This window comes from Streptomyces humi (assembly GCF_001005085.2).
GTDB lineage: Bacteria > Actinomycetota > Actinomycetes > Streptomycetales > Streptomycetaceae > Streptomyces > Streptomyces humi.
Map to the genome: position 1 here is coordinate 1 of NZ_LBMU02000073.1, position 23,477 is coordinate 23,477.

Here is a 23,477-nt window from a genome sequence, read left to right on the forward strand (position 1 = left end):
GCGCACGGCGTGGACCTGCGGTGCGGGGTCAAGGTCACCCGGCTGGAGGGCGACGCGCAGGGCCGCCTGCGCCGGGCGCACTTCGACGACGGCAGCACCGTCGACGCCGATGTCGCGGTGGTGGCACTCGGCGGCATCCGCAACACCGAGTGGCTGCGGGAGTCGGGGCTGGCGGCGGGCAGTTGGGGGATCACCTGTGACACGGGCTGCCGCGCCCTCGACGTCCTAGGTCGCGCCCGCGACGACGTCTTCGCCGCGGGGGACGTGGCGCGCTGTCCGAACCCGGTCTACGAGTACCGGCTCATCTCGCTGGAGCACTGGGCCAACGCGGTCGAGCAGGCCGAGGTCGCCGCCCACAACATGGTCCACGGCCAGGCGGACCGCCGGCCGCACCTGGCCGTCCCGCTGTTCTGGTCGATCCAGTTCGGCGTCAACATCAAGTCCGTCGGCGTGCCGACCTTCGCCGACGAGGTGGTCGTCACCCAGGGCTCGGTCTCCGACCACCGGTTCGTCGCCGCGTACGGCTACCGGGGCCGCGTCACGGCCGCCGTGAGCTTCGACAACGGCAAATCGCTGAACCACTACCGACGGCTGATCGAGCGGGCCGCGCCCTTCCCGCCGCCCTGCCCGACGCCGGACCGGCCCGTCGACATGAAACCGGTGCCCGCCGGGTTTCCGGTACCCGCCACGTGCCCGGTGTCCGCCGGATTCCCGCCGCCCGCCGGCTTCCCCAGCCCCACCCCGGTCGCTCAGGGCGCCGCCGTGGTCGTCACCGGCCATGATCCGGATGAGCCCCGCAGCACGACCGCGCACCGGCATCGGCGGGTGCCGGGCCGGACGGTCACGTCCGGGAAGGTCACCTCCGGGAAGGTCACGTCCGGGAAGGTCACGTCCGGGAAGGTCACGTCCGGGACGCCGCCGGGCACGCTCCAGCGGATCTACGACCAGTCCTCCCGGGCCGACCCGTACCCGCTCTACGCCGAGCTGCGGCGGACGCCGGTGGCCCGTCAGGAGGACGGCAGTTACGTCGTCAGCACCTATCGCGAGATCACGGACGTACTGAACGATCCGCATCTGAGTTCCGACGCACGCCACCTGTCGAGGCCGTCGCCCCCGGCTGAGGGCGGAGTGACGTCGTCGTTCATCCACATGGACGCTCCCGAGCACGACCGGCTGCGGCGGATGGCGATGCGGCACTTCGGGCCCCCGCGCACGCCGGGCCTGGTGACCGGGTTCGAGGGGTTCCTCACCGCCGCCGTCGGCAACCTGATCGACGGTCTCGCGGAGAGGGAGCGGATCGACGTCGTCGACGATTTCGCCTTCCCCCTGCCCGTGACCGTGACCTGCCACTTGCTCGGCGTGTCACCCGAGGACGAGCCACGGTTCCACCTCTGGGTGAACGACATCATGAGCTCGGTCGACCACGACCCCGAGACCGACCCGAAGGAGAACCTGGACAAGGGCGTACAGGCCCGCGAGGACCTGCGTCGGCGCCTCGGTGAGCTGGTGGCACAGCGGCACGGCCGGCCGGCGGACGATCTGCTGTCACGGCTGGCCAACGACGACGGGCCCGACGGCCGGATGACCGACGAGGAAATCGTCGCCACCGCCAAAGTTCTCCTCGTCGCGGGTCACGAGACCACCGTCAACCTGATCACCAACGGGATGCTGACGCTGCTGCGCCACCCGCAGGTGCTGCGGCGGCTGCGCGACGAACCGGAGCTGGCCGTGCCGCTGGTCGAGGAACTGCTGCGCTACGAGCCCCCGGTGCAGATCATCCCCTGGCGGGCGGCGTACAGCGACATCACCGTCGCCGACACCGTCATCCCCAAGGGCTCGCGGATCATGCTGATGCTGGCCTCCGGCAGCCGAGACCCGGACCGCTTCCACGATCCCGACCGGTTCGACCCCGACCGGCGCGACAACCAGCACCTCGGTTTCGGCAGCGGCATCCACCACTGCTTCGGCAGTCCGCTGGCCCGCCGGGAGGCCCAGATCGCCCTCACCGAGCTGGTACGACGGCTCGACCACCCCAGCCTGGTCGTCGACCCGCCGCCGTACCGGCGCAGTCCCGTGCTCCGGGGTCCGATCCATCTGGACGTCGAGCAGGGGGGCGGGGTCGAGCAGGGGGACGGTTGACGCGGTCTCCGAGGGCGGTCGCGAGATCCGCTCAGCCTCGGTGTGCTGCCAGGGCGGCCGGCTCGCCGAGGAGTCCGGCCGCCGTGAGCCACGCGGCCGTCACCGCGCCGTGGGCCTCGGCGGTGCCCGCCGCCCGGTCTCCGGGCAGCGTGATCGGTGCCCCGACGTGGACGTGCAGGGACGGGCGGCGCAGCGGTGCGGTGACCAGTCCGGCGATCTGCTTCCCCGTCCTGCCCGAGGTGATGCGCCGGGCTCCCGCCTGGCCGACGGGGACGACGGGCGCGCCGGTGCGTGCGGCCAGCCGCGCCAGGCCGCCGCGGAAGGCGGCGGGCGCGGCTTCGGCGGCATCGGTACGGCGTGGCAGTCCGCCTTCGCCGTAGATGAGGACCATGCGCCCGTCGCCCAGGGCTGCCGCGGCGAGGTCGAGGCAGCGGGCGGCACGGCGGTCCCTGCGGTGCACCGGGATGTGGCCGTCCCGGCTGAGCACGCGGCCGAGGAGGGGGACGCGCCACAGGCCCGCGGCGGCCATGACGACCGGTTCGGCGCCAAGACGGCGGAGCGCCGCGAGAACGACGGCCGGGTCGGCGAGGGAGGTGTGGTTGGCGACGATGATGCTGCCCGGCGCCAGGGGGGCATCGGTGTCGGCGGTCACGGTGAGCCGGCCGACGGCCGGCACCAGGACGTCGGCGAGGCGGCTGAGCATGAGGTCTCCCGGTTTCCAGCGATGTGCTCTTCATCCTCGCGGACCGGAGAGGCCGGCACCTGAGCGCTTTCACTCAGCTTCACAGGTCCCCGTACTCAGCCTGGGCGGCACCTCCGCCCGAGCGGCGCGGAGGACCCGGTGCGTCTGCCCGGCCCGTGCCGGCAGCCGTGCTCAGCGGGCCGAGGCCCTGTGCATGAGTGCGTCGCGGTCGGAGACCAGCAGGAACGGCAGCAAGTCCCGCAGAGCGCTCGCGAACGCCCGTACCCTGACCTCCGTCAGGCGCGCGTTGGCGGCGGTCCCGGGCAGGTGGTTCGGCGGCCCGAGACCGCACTCGGCGTAGAGTCTCTCCACTTGCAGCCAGTGGCGTTCGGGGAGGGGCTCCGCCGTCGATTCCACGAACGCCGAGACCCCCACTTCGTGGATCCACAGGTGGTGGCAGACCGTGATCTTCAGGCCGTGACCGAGGTACGCGAGACCCCCGTCGACGTCGGAGGGCCCGCTGAACCCGGCCACCGTCAGGAAGTGCAGAGCCTCCCGCCCCACCCGGCGGACCACTTCCTCCCCCGTCTCCCGTTTCCCCATGCCGTCACCCTCCAGCGGAGCCGTCGCCACCGCCAGACCGTGCGCCGGGAAACTTGGCGGTCGCGGCAGCACCCCGTGTGGATCGTTCAGTTGACGGGCGGTTGCCTGGTGGGCCGGTGTTCGCGTCGGCCGTGGTCGGGGCGGCGCGGGTGAATGACCTCGTGCAGCCCTCTAGGCGTACCGACCAGTCGGTACTAGCCTCTGGCCACGTTCTCGGAGCCGGGCCGCCGCGCACCCTCGTCGCCCCGACGCAGGCACCGGTCTTCCGGGTTTCCCTGGGAGGAGCCGTATGTCCGCCACTACGACGCCGTTCGACGCCAACGGACCTGCGCCCGACGCAACCACCGCGCCCGCGCGCGGCCCGCTGGCCCGGCTGTACCGCCGGGAACTGGCGGACTACCCGCCCACCGGCCGCCGCATGGCGTACCTCGCGATCGTGGTCGTCACCACGGTCGTCCTGTACTACATGCTGTACATCCAGTACGCGGTGGCGACATCGATCATCACGCACTTCGGCATGACGTACCGCTACTTCATCTGGGTCTCGGTGATCGGCAACGCGATCGGGGCCTTCGCCTCGCTCGTGGCCGGTCTCGCGGACCGCTGGGGCCGGGCGAACCTGGTGGTCTACGGGCTGCTGACCGCGGCGTTGCTGGTCTTCTTCGGGCTGCCGCACGCCGCGGACAAGACCACCTATCTGGTGCTCTTCGCGCTCGTCAGCTTCGTCGAGGGCATCGTGCTGGTGGCGACCCCGGCGCTGATCAGGGACTTCTCCCCGCAACTCGGCCGGGCCACCGCGATGGGGTACTGGACGATGGGTCCGGTCATCGGCTCCCTGGTGGTCACCACCGTCACCAGCAACACCCTCGACAGCGCCACCTGGCAGGACGAGCTGCGCTACTCCGCGATCGCCGGGTTCGCCGTCTTCGTCGTCGCCGTCTTCGCGCTGCGGGAGCTGTCCCCGGCGCTGCGCGACCAGATCATGGTGACCCTCCGGGACCGGGCGCTGGTCGAGGCACGCGCCAAGGGGCTGGACACCGAGGCGCTGCGGCGCGGCGAGTGGCGGCAGATGATGCGCCTCGACGTGCTGGGCTCGGCCTTCGCCATCGCCGTGTTCCTGCTGCTGTACTACGCGGCGGTCGGCAACTTCGTCGTCTACTTCGCGACCGTCTTCGGCTACAGCGAGCAGCGCACCAACGCGCTGGCCAACTGGTACTGGGCGGCGAACGCCATCGCCCTGGTCCTGGTCGGCCTGGTCTCGGACCGGCTGAAGGTGCGCAAGCCCTTCATGATCGTCGGCGGTGCCGGCTCCGTGGTGGTGACCGCGGTCTTCGCCACCCGGGCCACCCATCTGACGACCGACTACTACACCTTCGCCTGGCTGTTCGTCGGCATCGGCGTCTTCAGCGGCATCGCCTACGCGCCCTGGATGGCGAGCTTCACCGAGACGGTCGAGAAGCACAACCCGGCGGCGACCGCGGCAGGTCTGGCGGTGTGGGGATGGACGGTGCGCATCGTGGTCGCCGTCTCCGCGGCCTTCATCCCGGTGCTGGTCACCTCCGTGACCCCGCTCGTGGAGCACGGCGCCGAGGTGACGGCCGCCTCGGCGCAGGCGGCGCCCGCGCTGGCCGTCGTCAAGGCGCACCCGGAGCTCTTCGCCGAGCTGAACAAGTACACCCCGGCCGCCGTGCCGCCCGCCCTGCGGGCCCGCGCCGTGAAGGAGGTCGGCGCCGCCGATCTCGCCGTCGTGCAGAAGGCGGCGCCACAGCTGAAGGTGCTCGACGAGTACGGCGCCAGAGTCCAGAAGGCCTCGAAGGACGGGCCGGGCGAGTGGCGCACCTGGTGGTGGATCTGCGTCGGCGGACAGGTGCTCTTCCTGCCCTTCGTCTTCGTGATGGCGGGCCGCTGGAGCCCGCGGAAGGCCCGCGTGGACGCCGAGGAGCACGAGGCCGCGGTCAGCCGCGAACTGGCCGCCCTCGCCGCCGAGAAGTGACCCGTCGCGTCCGGCCGTCCGTGGACAGGGCGGCCGGACGCGGCAACGGTCGCGAACGACGCGCGTGCCGTCGGCGCGTCGACGCCGGCCCAGGGCGCTCGGTGATCAGTTCGCGGCGGCTGGTGATCAGTTCGCGGCGGCTTTGGTATCGTCGGCGCGTCGGACCGCCCAGCGCCGCCGCGGTCCGCGGAACCACGGCATTCCCAGCCGGTGACACGGGACTTCGAACCGTCAGCCCGGCCCCAGTCGCCAGGACCAGGCGTGTCCGAGGCGGGGCATGCTCTCTCATCCAGAGGCAGACCGTCATGCGCAAGTCCCGGACCGGCTCCCGTCGTGCCGCCGTATCCCTCGCCGTCGTCCTCGCCGCGGCCTCCCTCTTGGCCGTCGGCTGCTCGGGCACCGGCACGGGCACCTCACCGAAGGCCCAGGGGGCGAGGGTGTCCGCGCCGCCCGTCCACGCCGGCGTCGACTACCAGCTCGGCGGCGCCTACACCCCGCCGAAGGGCGTCTCGGTGGTCTCCCGCGACCACACGGCGTCGCCCGCCCCGGGCCTGTACAACATCTGCTACGTCAACGCTTTCCAGGCCCAGCCCGGCGCGGAGCGGGAATGGGACGCCGACCTCCTGCTGCGGGACCGCTCCGGCAAGGTCGTCATGGACGAGGACTGGGGTGAGGCGATGCTCGACATCAGCACCCCGGGCAAGCGCGCGCGGATCGCCGAGAAGGTGGACGACTGGATCGACTCCTGCGCCGACAAGGGATTCGACGCCGTGGAGCCGGACAACTACGACAGCTACACCCGTGCCCCGCGCGGCCTGCTGACGGCCGCCGACGCCGAGGCGTTCCAGACCCTCCTGGCCCGCCACGCGCACGCCCGGCACCTCGCGATCGCCCAGAAGAACACCCTCGAACTCGCCGAGGACCGCAAGCGGGTGGGCCTGGACTTCGCGGTGGTGGAAGAGTGCGGTCAGTACGACGAATGCGGGTCCTACGTCGACGCGTTCGGTGACCACGTCATCGTCGTCGAGTACACCGAGAAGGGCATGGCGAAGGCCTGCGCGGGCTGGGGCGACCGGATCAGCGTCGTACGCCGGGACCTCGACGTCACACCGTCCGGCCACGACGGCTACGTACGCGAGACCTGCGACCGGCACTGACCACGGCCGGGGCCGAGAGACACGGAAGGGGCGGTGCCGAGCCGGCGCGCGATCCGGAACGTGCCCGGTGAGCCCGTGGAGCGGCCCGGCCGCCGCAGCGCGGGTTCGGACCCAGGGCCGTGCGGCGGATGGGCGGGGACTCAGTTGGTGAGCAACGTGCCGTTCGGCAGGCCGAGTTCGGTCTCGGCCACGGTGCGTGGCATGTCCGCCGTGGGTGTCCTGCGGTGATCGGCGCTGGTGTTGATGTACGCGCTGGCGCCGTCGATCGCGACGAGGATGCGGGTGGCCGCGCCCCAGGGGTCCGCGCAGGTGAAGGCGCCGGCCGCGGTCCCGGCGGCGATGAGCTCCTCCAGGCGCCGGCACCAGAGCAGTTCCTGCTTGATGACGTGCTCGCGCAGCACCGGGCGGTAGCGCGAGAGGTGCCGCGCGTTGAGCCAGAGCCTGCTGACGTCGTCGAACTCGACGCTCGACGTCTGGCCGAAGAAGCTCCGGAAGGCCGGTAGGGGGCCGGCCGGCTCCGGCGGCAGCAGGCCGTCGAGCTCCTTCATCGTGGCGTGGGTGAACGCCTCGGCCACCAGTTCGTCCGCCGCGGGGAAGTAGTGACCCACGAGTCCGGGCTGCACACCGAGCTCGTCGGCGATCCGGCGCAGGGTGATGCACTCCAGGCCCTCGGTGAGCCCGATCAGCGCCGCCGTGGCGACGATCTCGTTGCGGCGTTCGGCGGGCGCCTTGCGGACGCGCTTGCCGGGAGCTCTTGACGTCATGCGGCGAATGCTATTGAGTGGGCGACCAATAAAGCAATTGGTCACCCGCCCAATAAGCGGCATCGGCCGGAAACCACCCTTCGCGGAGGCCGCGGCGGCGCGGCGGCCGATCCGCGGCCGACCCCCGGCGGTCCGGGCTCGGCGGTCCGGGCTCGGCGGTCACCGCGGGCCGGCGGTCACCGCGGGCCGGGGGTCACCGCGGGCCGGTCGGCCCGTGCGGCAGCATCGTCAGGAGACCCATGTGAACGACTCCCCCACCGATGCCGGTGAGCTCGCCGAGTACGGCTACGAGCAGGAGCTGCGACGGACCCTGTCCGCCTGGGCCGTCTTCGCCATCGGCTTCGCGACCATCTCCCCGGTGGTCGGCATCTACGCCGTCGTCCAGCTGGGCTTCGTGTTCGCGGGCCCCGCGTGGATCTGGGCGGTGGTCGTCGCCTTCCTCGGCCAGCTGCTCGTCGCCGTGGTCTACGCGGAGCTGTCCTCCCAGTTCCCGATCACGGGCGGTGTCTACCAGTGGGTCCGCCGGCTGGCCGGGCCCCGGCTGGGCTGGCTGGTCGGCTGGATCTACCTCGCCTCGGCGGTCGCGTCGCTCACCACGGTCGCCTACCTCGGCGCGAGCTGGCTGTACCTGCTCCTCGCCGACGGCACACCCTCGGCGGCCGTCCACGTCCTGCTCGGCGTGGTCTTCGTCGCCGTGGCACTGGGGATCAACCTGCTCGGGGTCGATCCGGTCAAGCACTTCCTGAACGCCGGGATCATCGCGGAGGGTGTCGCTTCGATCGCGGTCAGCGTGTTCCTGCTGCTCTTCGCCCACCACAACGGCTTCGGCATGCTGTTCGACTCCCTCGGGGCGCAGGGCGCCTCCGGTGGCTCGGTGACGGCGGGTTTCCTGACCTGCGTCGCGGTGGCCGGCTGGGCCTTCCTCGGCTTCGACGCCACCACGCAGGTCGCCGAGGAGACCGAACAGCCCCGGCGCAGTGTCCCGCGCGCCCTGCTGCGCGCGTACCTCTTCGTCGCCTTCACCGTGCTGCTCACCGGGCTCGCCGTCACCCTCGCCCTGAAGCGTCCCGGCGACGCGGTGTCCGGCGCGGTCGTCGACCCCGTCTTCGAGGCGGTGACCACGGGGCTCGGCGGCTGGAGCGAGAAGCCGTTCATCGTCGTCGTACTGGTCGCGTTCTTCGCCTGCGCGATCTCCATCCAGACCTACATCGGCCGAGCCGTGTACGCCTTCGCCCGCGACCGCCAGCTGCCGTTCTCGCCGGTGCTGGCCACGGTCGGGGCCCGGCAGATCCCGTACGTCTCCCTCGCCGCCACCGCCGTCCTCGGCGCTCTCGGGCTGCTGCTGGGTCTCAACGGCAACGCCGCTGCCACCTTGATCTCGTTCGGCTCCGGCGGGTTCTACTTCGTGTTCCTCGCCGTCGCCGTGGTGGCGCTGGTCGCCCGGCTCAGCGGCCGCTGGAATCCGGCCGACGGCCAGGTACGGCTGGGGCGCACCGGGCTGGCGGTGAACGTGCTGGCGGTGGTCTGGCTGCTCTTCGAGGCCGTCAACATCGCCTGGCCGCGCACCGAGCTCGCCCCGGTCGGCGGCAGCTGGATCCAGGTCTGGGCCGTGGTCCTGGTCTTCTCGGTCCTCTTCCTCCTCGGCCTCGGCTACGTCCTGGTCGCCCGGCCCCACACCAGGCTCGCCGCTCCCGCCCCGAGCCACCGCACCGAAGAAGTGAAGGCCTCCTGATGTCGTCGCAACTCTCCCCGGCCGTCGTCCTCGACCCCGAGACGGGACTGGACACACGTGAGGTCGCGGTACGGCCCGCCGGACCCGGCGAGGTCGAGATCGAGGTCCGCGCGGCCGGTGTCTGCCACTCCGACCTGCACGTGGTGTCCGGCGACTGGCCGGCCGACCGGCCGCTGGTCCTCGGGCACGAGGCGGCGGGTGTGGTCACCCGCGTCGGCCCCGGCGTCACCTCCGTGCGGCCCGGCGACCACGCGGTGCTGTCCTGGTTCGCACCCTGCCGCCGGTGCCGTCGCTGCGTGGCGGGCCAGGCCTGGCTGTGCACCGGCACCAAGGCCGTCGCCAACACGCTGCCCGACGGGACCACGCCGTTCACCGGCACCGACGGCGCGCCGGTCTGGCCCTACCTCGGTCTCGGCGCCTTCACCGGCCGGCTGACGGTCCCGGAGAGCGCCGTGGTGCGCGTTCCCGACGAACTCCCCTTCGGTATCGGCGCGTTGCTCGGCTGCTCGGTGACCACGGGGGTCGGCGCGGTGGTCAACACGGCCGGGGTCCGGCCCGGCGAGTCGGCGGTCGTGATCGGCACCGGCGGGGTGGGGCTCTCCGTGGTGATGGGTCTGCGGCTGGTCGGTGCCGATCCGATCGTCGCGGTGGACCTCTCCCCCGAACGCCTCGCCGTGGCCCGCCGTTTCGGCGCCACCCACACCCTCGACGGCGCGCATGACGATGTCGTGGCCTGGTGCCAGGAGCAACTGGGCGGTGTGGACTACGCGTTCGAGGCCATCGGCAGTCCGAGGGTGATCGAGACGCTGCCCGGCATGCTCACCTCGGGCGGCGCCGCCGTGCTGGTCGGCATGGCCGCGACCGGCGCCACCGGCTCCTTCGACCTGTTCGACCTGGCCGACCAGGGCAAGCGCATCCTGGGCTGCAACTACGGCTCCAGCGTCGGGGAGATCGACATCCCGAAGCTGGCCCGCCTTTACCTGTCCGGCCGGCTTCCCCTGGACGAACTGATCGGCAGGAGCCGCCCGTTGAGCGAGGCCGCGGAGGCCTTCGACGACCTCAGGTCCAACACCGGGGTACGCACGATCCTCGAACCCTGACCGACTCTCCCGACACACCCCCCACTTGGAGGCACCATGTACGCCGTCACCGACCCGACCACCGGCGAGGTCGTCGAGACCTACCCGACCGCCACCGACGCCGAGGTCGCCGCGGCCGTCGACGCCGCCCACGCCGCCACCGCCTGGGGCCGGTCCGGCTCCGTGGCCGAGCGCGCCGCGCTGCTGCGCAGGCTGGGCGACCTGCACGCCGAGCACAGCGCCGAACTCGCCGCGAGCATCGTCCGGGAGATGGGCAAGCCGCTCGCCGAGGCGGAGGGCGAGATCGGCTTCTGCGTCGACATCTACCACTACTACGCCGACCACGCCGAGGAGTTCCTCGCCGACGAGCCCCTCGACGTCACCTCCGGCACCGGCACCGCCGTCGTACGGCGCGGTCCGGTGGGTGTGCTGCTCGGCATCATGCCGTGGAACTTCCCGGCCTACCAGGTGGCCCGGTTCGCGGCCCCGAACCTCGCCGTCGGCAACACCATCGTCCTCAAGCACGCCCCGCAGTGTCCGGGTACGGCGGCGCTGCTGGAGCGGCTGTTCGCGGAGGCGGGCTTCCCGGCGGGCGCGTACGTCAACGTGTACGCCACCAACGAGCAGATCGCCGACGTGATCGCGGACCCGCGGGTGCACGGCGTCTCCCTCACCGGCTCCGAGCGGGCCGGGGCCGCGGTCGCCGAGATCGCCGGACGGCACCTGAAGAAGGTCGTCCTGGAACTCGGCGGCTCGGACCCGTTCGTGGTGCTCTCCACCGACGACCTGGACTCCGTCGTCGAGGCGGCGGTGGCCGCCCGTCTCGACAACACCGGCCAGGCGTGCAACGCCGCGAAGCGGTTCGTGGTCGTCGCGGACCTGTACGACGCGTTCGTGGAGCGGTTCACGGCCCGGCTGCTCGACTCGGCCACCGGGGCGCCCCTCTCCTCGGCGGCGGCCGCCGAGACCCTGGCCCGGCAGGTCGGCGAGGCCGTGGCGGAGGGTGCCGTCCTGCACGGGTCCGGTGAGCGGCGGGGCGCGTTCTTCCCGGCGGGTGTGCTCACCGGGCTGACCACCGAGCACGCGGCGGCCCGTCAGGAGCTGTTCGGACCGGTCGCGATGGTCTTCCCGGCCGCCGACGAGGACGACGCGGTACGGATCGCCAACGACACGCCGTACGGCCTCGGTTCCTACGTCTTCACCACCGACCCGGAGCAGGCCGCGCGCGTCGCGGACCGCATCGAGGCCGGCATGGTCTTCGTGAACGGCGTGGGCGCGGAGGGCGCCGAGCTGCCGTTCGGCGGAGTGAAGCGGTCCGGCTTCGGCCGGGAGCTCGGGCGTCTCGGCATCGAGGAGTTCACCAACAAGAAGCTGATCCGCACGGTGGCCTGACCGGCACGGTGGAGCCGCGGTCCGGCAGGCCTGACCGGCACGGTGAATCCGCGGTCCGGCAGGCGTGACCGGCTCGTGCCTCACCGGTGCGTCGATCCATGTCGACGGCGGCTTCACCGTCCGGCACCCGCACTCGGCGGTGCCGGGGTCCGCACGGCGGCCCTGCGGGGAGCCCACCGACGCCGAGCCCGTTCCGGGCGGGCGGTCATGCGGACGTGGTCCCGGCGGGGCGACGCGCCAGTAGGGTGGGGAGGCTGTCGTCGTCCCCCCAACACCTCGTCCTTCACGGGGAGATGACCGACAGCGGTCAATCGGCTCACCGCGTAAGGATGAAGCAACAGGTGCGAATAGCGGGACGGTACCGGCTGAACGGCGTCATCGGGCGGGGCGCGATGGGAGAGGTCTGGCAGGCGTACGACGAGGTGCTCGGCGGCCCGGTGGCGGTCAAGCTCCTGCTCGCCCAGAACTCCGATCCCACCGCCCCCGCCCGTTTCCGCCTGGAGGCCCAGACCGCGGGCCGGCTCCGCCACCCCCATGTGGTCGGCGTCGTCGACTTCGGCGAGCACGAGGGCGGCCTGTTCCTGGTGATGGAACTGGTCGAGGGCGACAGTCTGGCCCGTGTGCTCGCCCACTCCGGTTCCCTGCCGGCCGGGGAGGTGGCTCGTATCGCCGCCCAGTCGGCCGCGGGGCTCGCCGCCGCGCACGAACACGGCATCGTGCACCGGGACATCAAGCCCGGCAACCTGCTGCTCGACGCCGACCGGTCCGTCAAGATCGGCGACTTCGGCATCGCCCGTTTCGTGGACGACCCGGGCGCCCTCACCGCGGCCGGCCAGATCGTCGGAACGAGTCTGTACATCGCCCCCGAGCGCGCCCTCGGCAAGCCGGCCGGGCCCGCGTCCGACGTCTACTCGCTGGGCTGCGTGCTGTACCAACTCCTCACCGGGCGCCCGCCGTTCCATGCCGAGAGCGCCATCGCCGTCCTCCATCACCACCTCGACACGCCGCCCGTGCCACCGCGAGAACTGGGCGTCCGGATTCCCCCCGCCTTCGAGAACTACCTGCTCGCGCTCCTCGCCAAGCGCCCCGAGGACCGGCCCACGGCGCGTCAGGCGGCCCAGTGGTTCGCCTCGGACGCCTGGCGGGGGCGTCCCGAGCCGCTGCCGGCGGCCGCACCGCGCCCCGTACCGCACTCGCGTGAAGCCCCCTCGGGGGCGCTCGCGGCGATGCGGGCCGGCACGGGCGTGCCGCTGGGTTCCGCGACCACGTACGCCTTCCCGGCCGGCGGTTCCGCCGCCGTCCACCGGACGCGGCGACGACAGCGCACCGGGCACCGTACCCTCGGCGTCCCCCGTTCGAGGCTGGTGGGCGCCGTCGCCGCCGTGGCGGTCTTCCTCGCGGCGCTGCTGGTCGGCCTGGCATGGCTGTCCCCCGATCACAGCTCGGCGGACACGCCGTCGGGTGACCGGCCGGGCGGCACGAACTCGGCCCCGGCCACGCCGTAGCCGCGAAGGTCCCGCGGCCCCGGTGGTCGCGTCGTCAGCGCGCGCCGGGTGTGCCCAGTGCCGTGAGGCAGTCGGCGACGGCGTCTGTCATGGCGTCCCGGGCCGGGGCCAGGTAGCGGCGCGGGTCGACCAGGTCCGGGCTCTCGGCCAGGGTGGCCCGGACCGCGCGGGTGAAGGAGACGTTGAGCAGCGTGCCGATGTTGATCTTCGTCATGCCGTGGGCCAGGGCGGCCCGCAGGGTCTCGTGCGGCACCCCTGACGAACCGTGCAGGACCAGCGGCACGGGCACCTCGTCCCTGAGCCGGGCGATCAGTCCGAGGTCGAGCGCGGCGGTCCTGGAGACCATCGCGTGGCTGCTGCCCACCGCGACGGCCAGGGCGTCCACGCCGGTCTCGGCGACGAACCGGGCGGCGTCCCCCGGGTCGGTGCGCGCTCCCGGGGTGTGCGCCGACCCCTTGCCGCCGATCTCGCCCAGCTCCGCCTCCACGAACAGGCCCTGGCCGTGCGCCCAGCGGACGGCCTCGCGCGTCGCCGCGATGTTCTCCTCGTCCGGCAGCCGGGACGCGTCGAACATCACCGAACTGGCCCCGCACTCGGCGGTGCGGTGCAACAGGGCGACGTCCTCGACGTGGTCGAGGTGCAGGGCGAGCCGGGCGTCGCTGCCGCCGGCGGCGGCGGTCGTGGCGGTCGCCAGCGGCATGACGTCGCCGCCGTGGTGGCGTACGGCGTTCTGGCTGATCTGGACGATCGCCGGCCGGCCGGTGCGCCGCGCGGCCTCGGCGACGGCCTGGACGTGCTCCAGGGTGATGACGTTGAAGGCGGCTATGCCGGAACCCGACGCGTGGGCTTCGGCGATCAGGTCCGCGCTGCGGCAGAGCATGACGTCCTTTCGGAGGGCGGGGCCCCGGACGGCCGGGGCCGCCGGGTGCCGGGCGCGCGGTCAGGAGGCGGGGCGGTCCAGGATCACGGAGCGGGTCAGGGCGCGCGGCCGGTCCGGATCCAGCCCCTTGCGCACGGCACTCGCCTCGGCGAGCCGCTGTACGCGCACCAGGTCGGCCTGCGGGTCCTCGGGATGGTCCACGAACAGCGCGCCGGTGGCGTCGACGTCCGCCCGGAGTCCGGCCTCGTCCGGGCCGAAGTGCCACACCAGGCGGCCGGGCGCGGCGATGGCGATCGGACCGTGCCGGTACTCCAGGGACGGGTAGGACTCCGTCCAGCTCTGGGTGGCCTCCCGCATCTTCAGGGACGCCTCGCGGGCGATGCCGTGTGCCCAGCCCCGGCCGAGGAAGGTGATCTGGCCGGCGGTGACCCACTCCTCGGGCAGCGGTGTCTCCAGCGCCGTGCGCGCGGCCTCCGCCAGCGGCTCGGCCGCCTCACCCAGTCCGGCACGCAGGGCGGTGAGCGCGGTGGTCGCGAACACGGTCTGCACGACGGACTTCTCGTCCGCGAAGGACAGGTCGAGGACATGGTCGGCGACGTCGACGACCGGTGTGGAGGTGTCGGCGGTCAGGGCGACCGCGGGGTACCGGCCGCGCCGCCGGTCGAGCAGTTCCAGGATCTCGGTGGTGGTGCCGGACCGGGAGATCGCCACCAGCCGGTCGTAGGCGCGTTCGTGCGGGAACTCGGAGGCCGCGAAGTGGTCCGTCTCGCCGAGGCCGCGCCGCTCGCGGAGCGCGGCGTACGCCTCGGCCATGAACCAGGAGGTGCCGCAGCCGACGACGGCGACCCGCTCGCCCGGCCGGGGCAGCAGGTCCGCGGCGTCGGCCGCCACGGTCGCGGCCTTGAGCCAGGTCTGGGGCTGGCGGGCGATCTCCTCGCCTATGAACGACATGCCGGTGCTCCTCGGTGTCTCGGTGTGCGGAAGGGCGCGCGTCGGCGGCCTCGGGGGCTGGACTCGATCGGGACGGGAGGGTCAGGGGGGCCGGGTGGCCGGTCCACGGGAACCCGGCTGGTGGCGCGCGAAGTAGTCGGCGAGGTCCGGGGCCAGGGCGGGCACCTGTACGGAGGTGCCGCCCGACCGCAGCGAGGTGGTGGCCGCGATGCCCGTGGCGACCGCCTCACGGGCGGCGACGGGCGAGGTGTCGGTGGCTCCGCCGTGCGCGACGAAGCCCAGGAACTCGTCGACGAGGGCCTGGTCCGCGCCGCCGTGGCCGGCGCCGGCGGTCTCGAAGGTCTCGGCGTCGAGGGTGCGGTCGGCCTCGGGCCGGTAGCCGGAGCGGCGCCGGTTCCACACCTTGACCACCGGTGGGTCGCCCTCGATGCCGTCGCCGAGGTTCTCGATGCGGCCCTCGTCGCCGATGACGGTGTAGTTGCGCCAGTAGTCGGGGGTGAAGTGGCACTGCTGGTAGCTGGTGAGCACCCCGTTGTCGAGGCGGGTCAGCACCATGCTGATGTCCTCGACGTCGACGACGGGGTTGAGGTCGCGCAGTGCGGACGGCGGCCAGACGCCCTCGTCGAACCAGTCCTGCACCCGCCGCGGGCCCTGTGGTCCCGAGCGGCGGTGCGCGTTGGCGCCGTAGACGGCCAGGTCGCCCAGGGCGGTGACGGTACGGGCGGTGCCGCCCGCCAGCCAGTGGATCGCATCCAGGTCGTGGGCGCCCTTCTGGAGCAACAGGCCGGTGGTGCGGTCCCGTTCGGCGTGCCAGTCCTTGAAGTAGTAGTCGCCGCCGTGGCCGACGAAGTGCCGGCACCACACCGCTCGTACGGTCCCGATCGCGCCTTCGTCGACGAGCCGGCGCATGGTGCGCAGGACGGGCAGGTGCCGCAGGTTGTGCCCGACGTAGAGCCGGGTGCGGGTGCGGGCGGCGGTGGCCAGTACCCGGTCGCAGTCGGCCAGGGTGACGGTCAGCGGTTTCTCGACGAACACGGCGACGCCGGCTTCGAGGAAGTACCGGGCGGGTGCGGTGTGCTGGTCGTCGGGGGTGAGGACGAAGACGGCGTCGAGGCCGTCCGCGAGCATGTCCTCGTACCGCTCGTGGATCCGTACGCCGGGGCCGAAGAGTGAGCGGGCGTCGGCGCGGCCGCGGGCGGCCGGGTCGGCGCAGGAGACCACGCGGGCCGTTCCGGGCCGGTCGGCCAGGGTGGCCAGGCCGGCGCGCAGGCCGACGCCGACCACACCCAGGCGCAGTTCGGGCGCGGGCGGCTGATCGGTCATGGGGCATCCCTTCGTCTTCGTCCCGGACCGGGAGAGGTGCCGGCGAGCTGACGTCATGACAGGCCCCGCACGGGAATCGGACTCCGGGTCCCGCCGTGGCACCCCAGACAATAGATGCTCGAAACTGCTCAATCAATGCCCCTATCGAGCATCTTCAAGCATTCCGGGGGCGGACCCGTCCGGTACGTGGCGCACCGGCACGTCTCGCGCCGCGGGACGCGGCGCGTTCGTTGACATCCTCATCGGCGCTCGCTTTACTCCCGGACTACGCAGGAGCCCCGCTCCGCGTCAGAGGTACGCCCAGCCGGTATGCGGGCCCCGTGCCGCGAGCCCGGCCCGAGTCGCCAGGACGCCCCAGGCGTCCGAGGCGGGGACGTGCCCTCTTCCCATGGAGCTCGATTCATGAGCCACCTGATGAACACCACTCCCCGGAAGGCCGTCGGCACGGCCGTCGGCGTCCTCGCCCTGGCCGGCGCCCTGCTCGCGCAGGCGAACCCGTCACAGGCCGCGGCCGTGACACTGCCGCCCGCCCATGTCGGCTTCGACTACCAGATCGGAGGCGCCTACACCCCGCCGTCCGGCGTCAAGGTCGTCACCCGCGACCACAGCGCCGCGCCGGTGACCGGGCTGTACAACATCTGCTACGTGAACGCCTTCCAGGCCCAGCCCGGCGCCGAGGGCGACTGGGCCCCGGACCTGCTGCTGCGCGACTCCGCGGGCAAGGTCGTCTACGACGAGGACTGGGGCGAGGCCCTCCTCGACGTCGGCACCGACGCCAAGCGCAAGCGGATCGCCGACCGGATCGGCGCCCTGATCGACGGTTGCCGGGACAAGGGCTTTCAGGCCGTCGAGCCGGACAACTACGACAGTTACACCCGCTCGGGCAAGCGCCTGACCGCGAACAACGCGCAGGCGTTCATCAAGCTGTTGTCCGCCCGCGCCCACTCGGACAGCCTGGCCATCGCCCAGAAGAACACCGCCGAGCTGGCCGCGAACCGCACCGCCAACGGCCTCGACTTCGCCGTGGCGGAGGAGTGCGGCGCGTACGACGAGTGCGGCGACTACACCAGCGCCTTCGGGAACAACGTCATCGTCATCGAGTACACCGACTCCGGCCGCTCGAAGGCGTGCAGGTCGTGGGGCGGCACGCTGAGCATCGTCCAGCGCGACGTCGACGTCTCACCGGCCGGCAGCGGCGGGTACGTCCGCAAGACCTGCTAGCCGGGTAGCGCAGGATGCCGTGGCGGCCCGTGGCGACCCGCCCGAGCCGCCACGGGCCTGATGCTCGATCATGCACGTTTCCTCGGTGTTTCGCGCAGATCCAAGCAGGCCAACCCCTTGACAGGGCATCGGGACGGTCGGTTGACTCCTGGCCAACGCCGCACGCGGTACGCGGCGGCAGAGGTACGCCCAGCCGGTAGCTGACCATGTGCCAGGAGCCCGGACTGAGTCGCCAGGAGCCCGCGGGCGTCCGAGGCGGGGCCGTGCCCACCAGGCTCGGGAGTCCGGCCATGAACCGAACCCGCGTGACCCGCCGCGGCCGGCCGGGCACCGCCGGCGTTCCGGCGACCGCGAGACGGACGGCGACACGACGACGGTTCCGGCACCGGCGCTGAGAGCACCCGCCGCCGCGCCGGGCCGACCTCTCCGCCCGTCCCCCCTCCTGCCGCACCGGGCCCCTCGCTTCGCACCGCGTGGCCGCAACCGCGCACGCCGGCCGCAACCGCACGCCCGCCGCGTCCCCGCACTGACTTCGCCTGTCCCACAGCTCCAACCGGAGGTACCCATGCAAGCGGTCTCCCGCTGCGCGCGGCCCGCCCGCCGCGACGTGCTGCGCGCCGGCGCAGGACTGGCCACGGCACTGACCGCGGGTGCGGCGGCCGCCGGCTGCGCGGCGGGCCGCGACGACGGCGTCGCCGCCGACGGCACCGTGACCATCGAGATGTGGCACGGGCAGACCGACACCGGCAAGAAGGCCCTGGAGTCCCTGGTCGCCGCCTTCGGCCGCAGCCATCCCCGCATCCGGGTCGAACTCGGCGGCGGTGTGCTCGCCGACGCGATGCTCCAGAAGGTGACGGCCGCCCTCGCCGCCGGCTCCTACCCCGACATCGCCTACGTCTTCGGCTCCGACCTGGCCAGCGTCGCCCGCAGCCCCCAGGTCGTCGACCTCACCGACCTGGTCAGGGACGCCCCCACCCCGTGGAGCAGCTACTGGGTGCCCGCCCGCAAGGCCGTCACGGTCAACGGCCGGGTGCGCGCCGCACCCGCCGTGCTGGACTCCCTCGCCGTCGTCTGCAACAAGAAGCTCTTCCGGCAGGCCGGCCTGCCGCTGCCCGAGGCGGGCTGGCGGTGGGACGACTTCGTCGCCACCGCCAAGGCCCTCACCGACACCGGCGGCGGACACTTCGGCACCGGCTGGCCCGGCGTCGGCGACGAGGACACCGTCTGGCGGCTGTGGCCCATGATCTGGGACCTGGGCGGCGACGTGGTCGCCGACGACGGAAAGCACATCGGCTTCGGCGACACCGGCACCCGGGCCCTGGAGGTCGTCGCCGAACTGGCCCGCGACAGAAGCGTCTACGTCGACCCGAAGCCCGGCAGCGAGCAGATGTACCAGGTCTTCATGTCCGGCCGCATGGCGATGGCCGTCACGGGCCCCTGGCAGCTCCCCGACATCCGGCAGGCGAAGATCGACTACCACGTCGTGCCGCTGCCCACCTTCTCCGGCCGGCCGATGACCATCAGCGGACCCGACACCTGGACCGTCTTCGACAACGGCGACGCCCGCAGGAAGGCCGCCAGGACGTTCGTCAGCTGGCTCATGCAACCCGCCCAGGACGTGCGCTGGGACATCCGGGCGGGCAGCCTGCCGCTCAGCCGCGGCACCCGCGACCTGCCCGCCTGGCAGCACAAGGAGGGCACCACCGAGGGCCTGGGGGTGTTCACCAAGGCCCTGGACTCCGCCCGGGTGCGCCCCGTGCACGCCGCCTACCCGCAGATCTCCCAGGCCCTCGGCCAGGCCGTGGTCGCCGTGCTGCTCGGCCGGAGCAGCCCCGCCAAGGCGATGCGCGCCTGCGCCGCCGACGCCAACGCCGCACTGCTCATCCCGCGTTGAGGAGCCTCCTTCATGTCGCGACTGCCCACCCCGATCACCGTGTCCCGGCCTCCGGACCAGCACCGCGCCCTGCGCCGCAGACGGGCCGGCGAGGCCGCCATGGCCTGGTCGTTCGTCTCGCCCTCCGTGGTCATCATCCTCGGGCTGAGCGTCGTACCGATCATCTGGTCGCTGCTGCTGTCCTTCCGGGCCGACGACCTGGTCACCCCCAGCCGTTGGGTCGGGCTGGACAACTACCGGGCCCTGGCCCAGGACCCGCACTTCAGCCAGGCCCTGCGCAACACCCTGCTCTACACCGCGCTGTACGTGCCGGCCAGCATGGTGATCGGCCTCGCCCTCGCCCTCAACCGGCGCATCCGCTTCGTCGGTCTCTACCGCACCCTGTTCTTCGTCCCGTTCGTGGTCTCCGCGACCGCTCAGGGCGTGCTGTTCTCCTTCATCCTCGACCCCGAGTTCGGCGCCGCCAACGCCGTGCTCCACCACCTCGGCATCCCGTCCCAGGGCTTCCTCACCGACCCCTCCCAGGCGCTGCCCGTGCTCGTCGCCGTCAGCCTGTGGAGCGGCACCGGGTTCTGCCTGGTCATCTACCTCGCCGCGCTCCAGGACGTGCCCGTCTCACTGATCGAGGCGGCCCGGCTGGACGGCGCCGGCCGCGGACAGCTCCTGCGCCACGTCACCCTGCCCGCGCTGCGGCCGGTCACGGTGTTCCTGCTGCTGTGGCAGGCCATCCAGGCGCTCCAGGCCTTCGACCTCGTCTACGTCACCACCAAGGGCGGCCCGCTCGGTTCCACCACGGTGATCGTCTACTTCATCTGGGAGCAGGCCTTCAAGAACGCCACCGCCGGATACGGGGCCGCCTCCGCCTATGTCCTCGCCGTGGCCCTGGGACTGATCGGCCTGATCCTCCAGGTCGTCCGCCGCCGCCTCCAGGGAGCCTCCGCATGACCGCCGTCTCCGCCCGGCCCGACGCCGCGCCCGCGGCCTCGTCCGCCAGCCGCCCCGGCACCCGTCGCCACCGGTCCCCGCTGCCGTTCAGCCCCTGGCACCTGCTGCTCGCCCCCATGGCCCTGCTCTTCGCGGTGCCGCTGGTCTGGCTGGCCCTCAGTTCGGTGATGAGCAACGCGGAGATCAACCGCTTCCCGCCCGCGCTCTGGCCCTCGCGTCTCGACCTGGGCGGCTACCGCTACGTGCTGGGCAATGCGATGTTCCCGCGCTGGTTCGCCAACTCCCTCCTCGTCAGCCTGGTCACCGTCGTCGCCAACCTGGTGCTCGGAACCCTCGGCGGCTACGCCTTCGCCCGCATGCGGTTCGCCGGCTCCCGGCTGCTGCTGGGCCTGATGCTGGCGACGATGGCGATCCCGTTCCAGCTGACGATGATCCCCACCTTCCTGGTGATGAAGCAGCTCGGTCTCATCGACACCCTCGGCGCGCTGATCGTGCCGTCCCTGGTCACCCCGTTCTCGGTGTTCCTGCTCCGCCAGTTCTTCCTCTCCCTGCCCCGGGAGCTGGAGGAGGCGGCCTGGATCGACGGGTGTTCGCGGCTGCGCGTGCTGTGGCGGATCGTGCTCCCGCTGTCCCGGCCCGCCCTCAGCACAGTCGCCGTGCTCACCTTCCTGAGCACCTGGAACGACCTCACCTGGCCGCTGATCGCCATCAACCACGACACCCAGTACACGCTCCAGCTCGGTCTGACGACCTTCCAGGGACAGCACCACACCCAGTGGGCCGCGGTGATGGCCGGGAACGTCATCACCGTGCTGCCCGTCCTGCTCGCCTTCCTCGGCGCGCAGAAGGCGTTCATCCAGTCCATCACCTCCACCGGTCTCAAGGGCTGACCCCGCGGACCGGCCAGACACACCACCAGCGACACACCACCAGGCAGGAACTCCGCGATGCCGCACACCTTCGACCTGCTCGTCATCGGTGACGCCAACCCGGACGTCGTCATCGGTCCCCTCGACACCCCGCTCGCCTTCGGCCAGCGCGAACAACTGGTGCCCTCCGGCACCCTCACCGTCGGGGGCTCCGGCGCGATCGTCGCCTGCGGAGCCGCGCGCCTGGGCCTGCGGGTCGCCTTCGCCGGCCGGGTGGGCGACGACGACGCCGGCCGCTACATGCGTGGCCGCCTCGACGCCCACGGCGTCGACACCGGGGCGCTGACCGTCGACCCGGACCGGCCCACCCCGCTGACCGTGGCCCTCACCCGCGGCGACGACCGGGCCATCCTGACCGCCTCCGGCACCCTGGCCGCCACCACCGCGGACGACGTGCCGCCCGCCCTGCTGGCCGCCGCCCGGCACGTCCACTCCACCTCGTACTTCCTGCTGCCCCGGCTCGCCCCCGCGCTCCCGGACCTGCTGCGCACCGCACGCCGGCACGGCGCCACCACCTCCGTCGACACCAACGACGACCCGGCCGGCCGCTGGGAACCCACCGGTCTGGACGCCGTGCTGGCCCACACCGACTTCCTGCTGCCCAACGCGGCCGAGGCTCGCCGGCTGGCCCGGACCGACGCAGCGGACCCGGCCGAGGCAGCCGCCCGGCTCGCCGCCCGGGGACCGGTCGCCGTCGTCAAGAACGGCGCCGACGGCGCGCTCTGCCACGACGGCGAACGCCTCGTCAGCACCCGGGGCATCACGGTCGAGCCCGTCGACGCGGTCGGCGCCGGCGACAGCTTCGACGCCGGTTTCATCGCCGGTCTGCTGCACGGGATGTCCCTTCCGGACGCACTCCGCCTCGCCGCGGTCTGCGGCGCCCTGTCCACCCGGGCCAGCGGCGGCACCGGCGCCCAGCCCACCTGGGACGAAGCCCTCACCCGCCTTCCCGAGACCGAGGAAACCCCCGTATGACCACCCTCAAGATCGTCTTCGTCGGCGCCGGCAGCGTCGTCTTCACCCAGGGTCTGCTCGCGGACCTGCTCGCCTTCGAGGAACTGAAGTCCGCGCACGTCGCGCTGCACGACATCGACGCCGAACGCCTGGCCACCGCGCACGCCGCCGCCCTGCGCATCGCCGACACCCTGGGCGCCGGACCCACCGTCACCGCGCACACCGACCGCCGCGAGGCCCTGGCGGACGCCGACTTCGTCATCAACATCGTGCAGATCGGCATGGCCGAGGCCACCCGCACCGACTTCGAGGTGCCCGCCCGCTACGGACTGCGCCAGACCATCGGGGACACCCTTGGCATCGGCGGCGTCTTCCGCGCCCTGCGCACCTTCCCGTTCCTCAGGGAACTCGGCCGCGACATCGCCGAGCTCTGCCCGCAGGCCTGGCTGCTGAACTACACCAACCCGATGGCCATGAACGTCCAGTACCTCACCGAGGCCACCGGCCTGACCCGCGTGGTGGGACTGTGCCACTCGGTCTACTGGACCATGCGTGACCTCGCCGACCTGGTCAAGGTCCCCTATGAGGAGATCAGTTACCACGCGGCCGGGGTCAACCACCAGGCGTGGGTGCTGCGCTTCGAGCACCAGGGCCGCAGCCTCTATCCGAAGCTGGACGAACTGATCGCCGCCGACGACCAGTTGCGCCGCCGGGTCCGCGTCGACATGTACCGCAGGCTCGGCCACTACCCCACCGAGACCAGTGAGCACTCCTCCGAGTACGTGCCCTGGTACCTGCCCCACACCAGCGAGGTCGAGCGGCTGCGGCTGCCGGTCGGCGAGTACCTGAAGATCGTCGACGAGAACACGGCCGAGTACGGCAGGACCCGCGACGCGCTGGCCGCCGGCGCCCCGATCTCCGTCGAGGGCACGATGGAGTACGCGCCCCAGATCATCCACAGCATGGTCACCGGCACCCCGCGCACGGTGTACGGCAACGTCCCGAACCGCGGTCTGATCGACAACCTGCCCGCGCACGGCGTCGTCGAGGTGCCGTGCCTGGTGGACTCGCTGGGTGTGCAGCCCACCCGGGTGGGCTCCCTCCCGCCCCAGCTGGCGGCGCTCAACCGCACCTACCTCAGCGCGAACGACCTGGTGGTGCGGGCGGCGATAGAGGACGAGCCGCGGCACATCAGGCATGCGGCGATGACCGACCCGGCCACCGCCGCGGCCCTGACGGTGGAGGACATCTGGCGCCTGTGCGACGACATGGTCGCCGCGCACGGCGACCTGCTCCAGCCGGGGCTGCGGGTCCGCCTCGGCTCCTGACGACCG

At 72.5% G+C, this 23,477-nt stretch carries 18 protein-coding genes and 2 pseudogenes; 14 read left to right on the plus strand and 6 right to left on the minus strand.

The window, feature by feature from the left end; all coding sequences use genetic code 11:
- Together AAW13_RS44335 and AAW13_RS29520 are read left to right on the plus strand one after the other, a co-directional pair.
- Nucleotides 1-789 (plus strand): annotated as a pseudogene (locus AAW13_RS44335) (FAD-dependent oxidoreductase); the annotation flags it as partial.
- A gap of 375 nt (nt 790-1,164) precedes the next feature.
- Nucleotides 1,165-2,139: pseudogene (locus tag AAW13_RS29520) on the plus strand (cytochrome P450); the annotation flags it as partial.
- Between the two features lie 31 nt (nt 2,140-2,170).
- Here the strand turns inward: AAW13_RS29520 and AAW13_RS29525 are convergent.
- Together AAW13_RS29525 and AAW13_RS29530 are read right to left on the minus strand one after the other, a co-directional pair.
- The gene (locus tag AAW13_RS29525) at nt 2,171-2,842 is read right to left on the minus strand and encodes a lysophospholipid acyltransferase family protein (RefSeq protein WP_046726998.1); all 672 of its coding nucleotides are present in this window, start codon (nt 2,840-2,842) and stop codon (nt 2,171-2,173) included.
- Between the two features lie 171 nt (nt 2,843-3,013).
- On the minus strand, nt 3,014-3,454 hold the full coding sequence (locus AAW13_RS29530; RefSeq protein WP_240528777.1) for a hypothetical protein: 441 nt from the start codon (nt 3,452-3,454) through the stop codon (nt 3,014-3,016).
- Nucleotides 3,455-3,713: 259 nt separating this feature from the next.
- Here AAW13_RS29530 and AAW13_RS29535 point away from each other — a divergent pair, with 259 nt between their 5' ends.
- On the plus strand, nt 3,714-5,417 hold the full coding sequence (locus AAW13_RS29535) for an MFS transporter (protein WP_046727000.1): 1,704 nt from the start codon (nt 3,714-3,716) through the stop codon (nt 5,415-5,417).
- Between the two features lie 305 nt (nt 5,418-5,722).
- A complete protein-coding gene (locus AAW13_RS29540) occupies nt 5,723-6,574 on the plus strand; it encodes an endo alpha-1,4 polygalactosaminidase (protein WP_046727001.1) in 852 nt (283 codons plus the stop codon).
- A 140-nt stretch (nt 6,575-6,714) separates the two neighbouring features.
- On the opposite strand, the gene AAW13_RS29545 is transcribed toward AAW13_RS29540, so the two are convergent.
- Nucleotides 6,715-7,338, minus strand: coding sequence for a TetR/AcrR family transcriptional regulator (locus AAW13_RS29545; protein WP_046727002.1), 624 nt, complete (start codon nt 7,336-7,338; stop codon nt 6,715-6,717).
- Between the two features lie 241 nt (nt 7,339-7,579).
- Between AAW13_RS29545 and AAW13_RS29550 the strand changes: the two genes are divergently transcribed.
- From AAW13_RS29550 to AAW13_RS29565, 4 genes are all read left to right on the plus strand, one after another.
- Nucleotides 7,580-9,070, plus strand: coding sequence for an APC family permease (locus AAW13_RS29550; RefSeq protein ID WP_046727003.1), 1,491 nt, complete (start codon nt 7,580-7,582; stop codon nt 9,068-9,070).
- On the plus strand, nt 9,070-10,170 hold the full coding sequence (locus AAW13_RS29555) for an alcohol dehydrogenase catalytic domain-containing protein (protein ID WP_046727004.1): 1,101 nt from the start codon (nt 9,070-9,072) through the stop codon (nt 10,168-10,170). Before AAW13_RS29550 ends, AAW13_RS29555 begins: the two co-directional genes overlap by 1 nt.
- A 36-nt stretch (nt 10,171-10,206) precedes the next feature.
- Complete coding sequence (locus tag AAW13_RS29560; RefSeq protein WP_046727005.1) at nt 10,207-11,541, plus strand: NAD-dependent succinate-semialdehyde dehydrogenase; 1,335 nt, start codon at nt 10,207-10,209, stop codon at nt 11,539-11,541.
- A gap of 341 nt (nt 11,542-11,882) precedes the next feature.
- The gene (locus AAW13_RS29565) at nt 11,883-13,046 is read left to right on the plus strand and encodes a serine/threonine-protein kinase (RefSeq protein WP_052768435.1); all 1,164 of its coding nucleotides are present in this window, start codon (nt 11,883-11,885) and stop codon (nt 13,044-13,046) included.
- Between the two features lie 34 nt (nt 13,047-13,080).
- On the opposite strand, the gene AAW13_RS29570 is transcribed toward AAW13_RS29565, so the two are convergent.
- The 3 genes from AAW13_RS29570 to AAW13_RS29580 form a co-directional block, all read right to left on the minus strand.
- Nucleotides 13,081-13,926: a class II fructose-bisphosphate aldolase gene (locus AAW13_RS29570; protein WP_046727007.1), complete on the minus strand. Its 846-nt coding sequence runs from the start codon at nt 13,924-13,926 to the stop codon at nt 13,081-13,083.
- A gap of 60 nt (nt 13,927-13,986) precedes the next feature.
- Nucleotides 13,987-14,877: an SIS domain-containing protein gene (locus tag AAW13_RS29575; RefSeq protein WP_046727008.1), complete on the minus strand. Its 891-nt coding sequence runs from the start codon at nt 14,875-14,877 to the stop codon at nt 13,987-13,989.
- An 81-nt stretch (nt 14,878-14,958) separates the two neighbouring features.
- Nucleotides 14,959-16,200: a Gfo/Idh/MocA family protein gene (locus AAW13_RS29580; RefSeq protein WP_046727009.1), complete on the minus strand. Its 1,242-nt coding sequence runs from the start codon at nt 16,198-16,200 to the stop codon at nt 14,959-14,961.
- Between the two features lie 402 nt (nt 16,201-16,602).
- On the opposite strand from AAW13_RS29580, the gene AAW13_RS29585 reads away from it, so the two are divergent.
- From AAW13_RS29585 to melA, 6 genes are all read left to right on the plus strand, one after another.
- Nucleotides 16,603-17,421: an endo alpha-1,4 polygalactosaminidase gene (locus AAW13_RS29585; protein ID WP_046727010.1), complete on the plus strand. Its 819-nt coding sequence runs from the start codon at nt 16,603-16,605 to the stop codon at nt 17,419-17,421.
- 565 nt (nt 17,422-17,986) lie between these two features.
- Nucleotides 17,987-19,315 carry an ABC transporter substrate-binding protein gene (locus AAW13_RS29590; protein ID WP_046727011.1) on the plus strand — a complete coding sequence of 443 codons (1,329 nt, stop codon included), beginning with the start codon at nt 17,987-17,989 and terminating at the stop codon, nt 19,313-19,315.
- A 12-nt stretch (nt 19,316-19,327) separates the two neighbouring features.
- Nucleotides 19,328-20,260: a carbohydrate ABC transporter permease gene (locus AAW13_RS29595; RefSeq protein ID WP_046727012.1), complete on the plus strand. Its 933-nt coding sequence runs from the start codon at nt 19,328-19,330 to the stop codon at nt 20,258-20,260.
- Nucleotides 20,257-21,150, plus strand: a complete 894-nt coding sequence (locus AAW13_RS29600; RefSeq protein ID WP_046727013.1) for a carbohydrate ABC transporter permease — start codon at nt 20,257-20,259, stop codon at nt 21,148-21,150. The genes AAW13_RS29595 and AAW13_RS29600 overlap by 4 nt, the downstream gene beginning before the upstream one ends.
- 57 nt (nt 21,151-21,207) lie before the next feature.
- Nucleotides 21,208-22,164: a carbohydrate kinase family protein gene (locus AAW13_RS29605; protein ID WP_046727014.1), complete on the plus strand. Its 957-nt coding sequence runs from the start codon at nt 21,208-21,210 to the stop codon at nt 22,162-22,164.
- A complete protein-coding gene (gene melA, locus AAW13_RS29610; protein WP_046727015.1) occupies nt 22,161-23,471 on the plus strand; it encodes an alpha-glucosidase/alpha-galactosidase in 1,311 nt (436 codons plus the stop codon). The genes AAW13_RS29605 and melA overlap by 4 nt, the downstream gene beginning before the upstream one ends.
- Nucleotides 23,472-23,477: the final 6 nt, after the last annotated feature.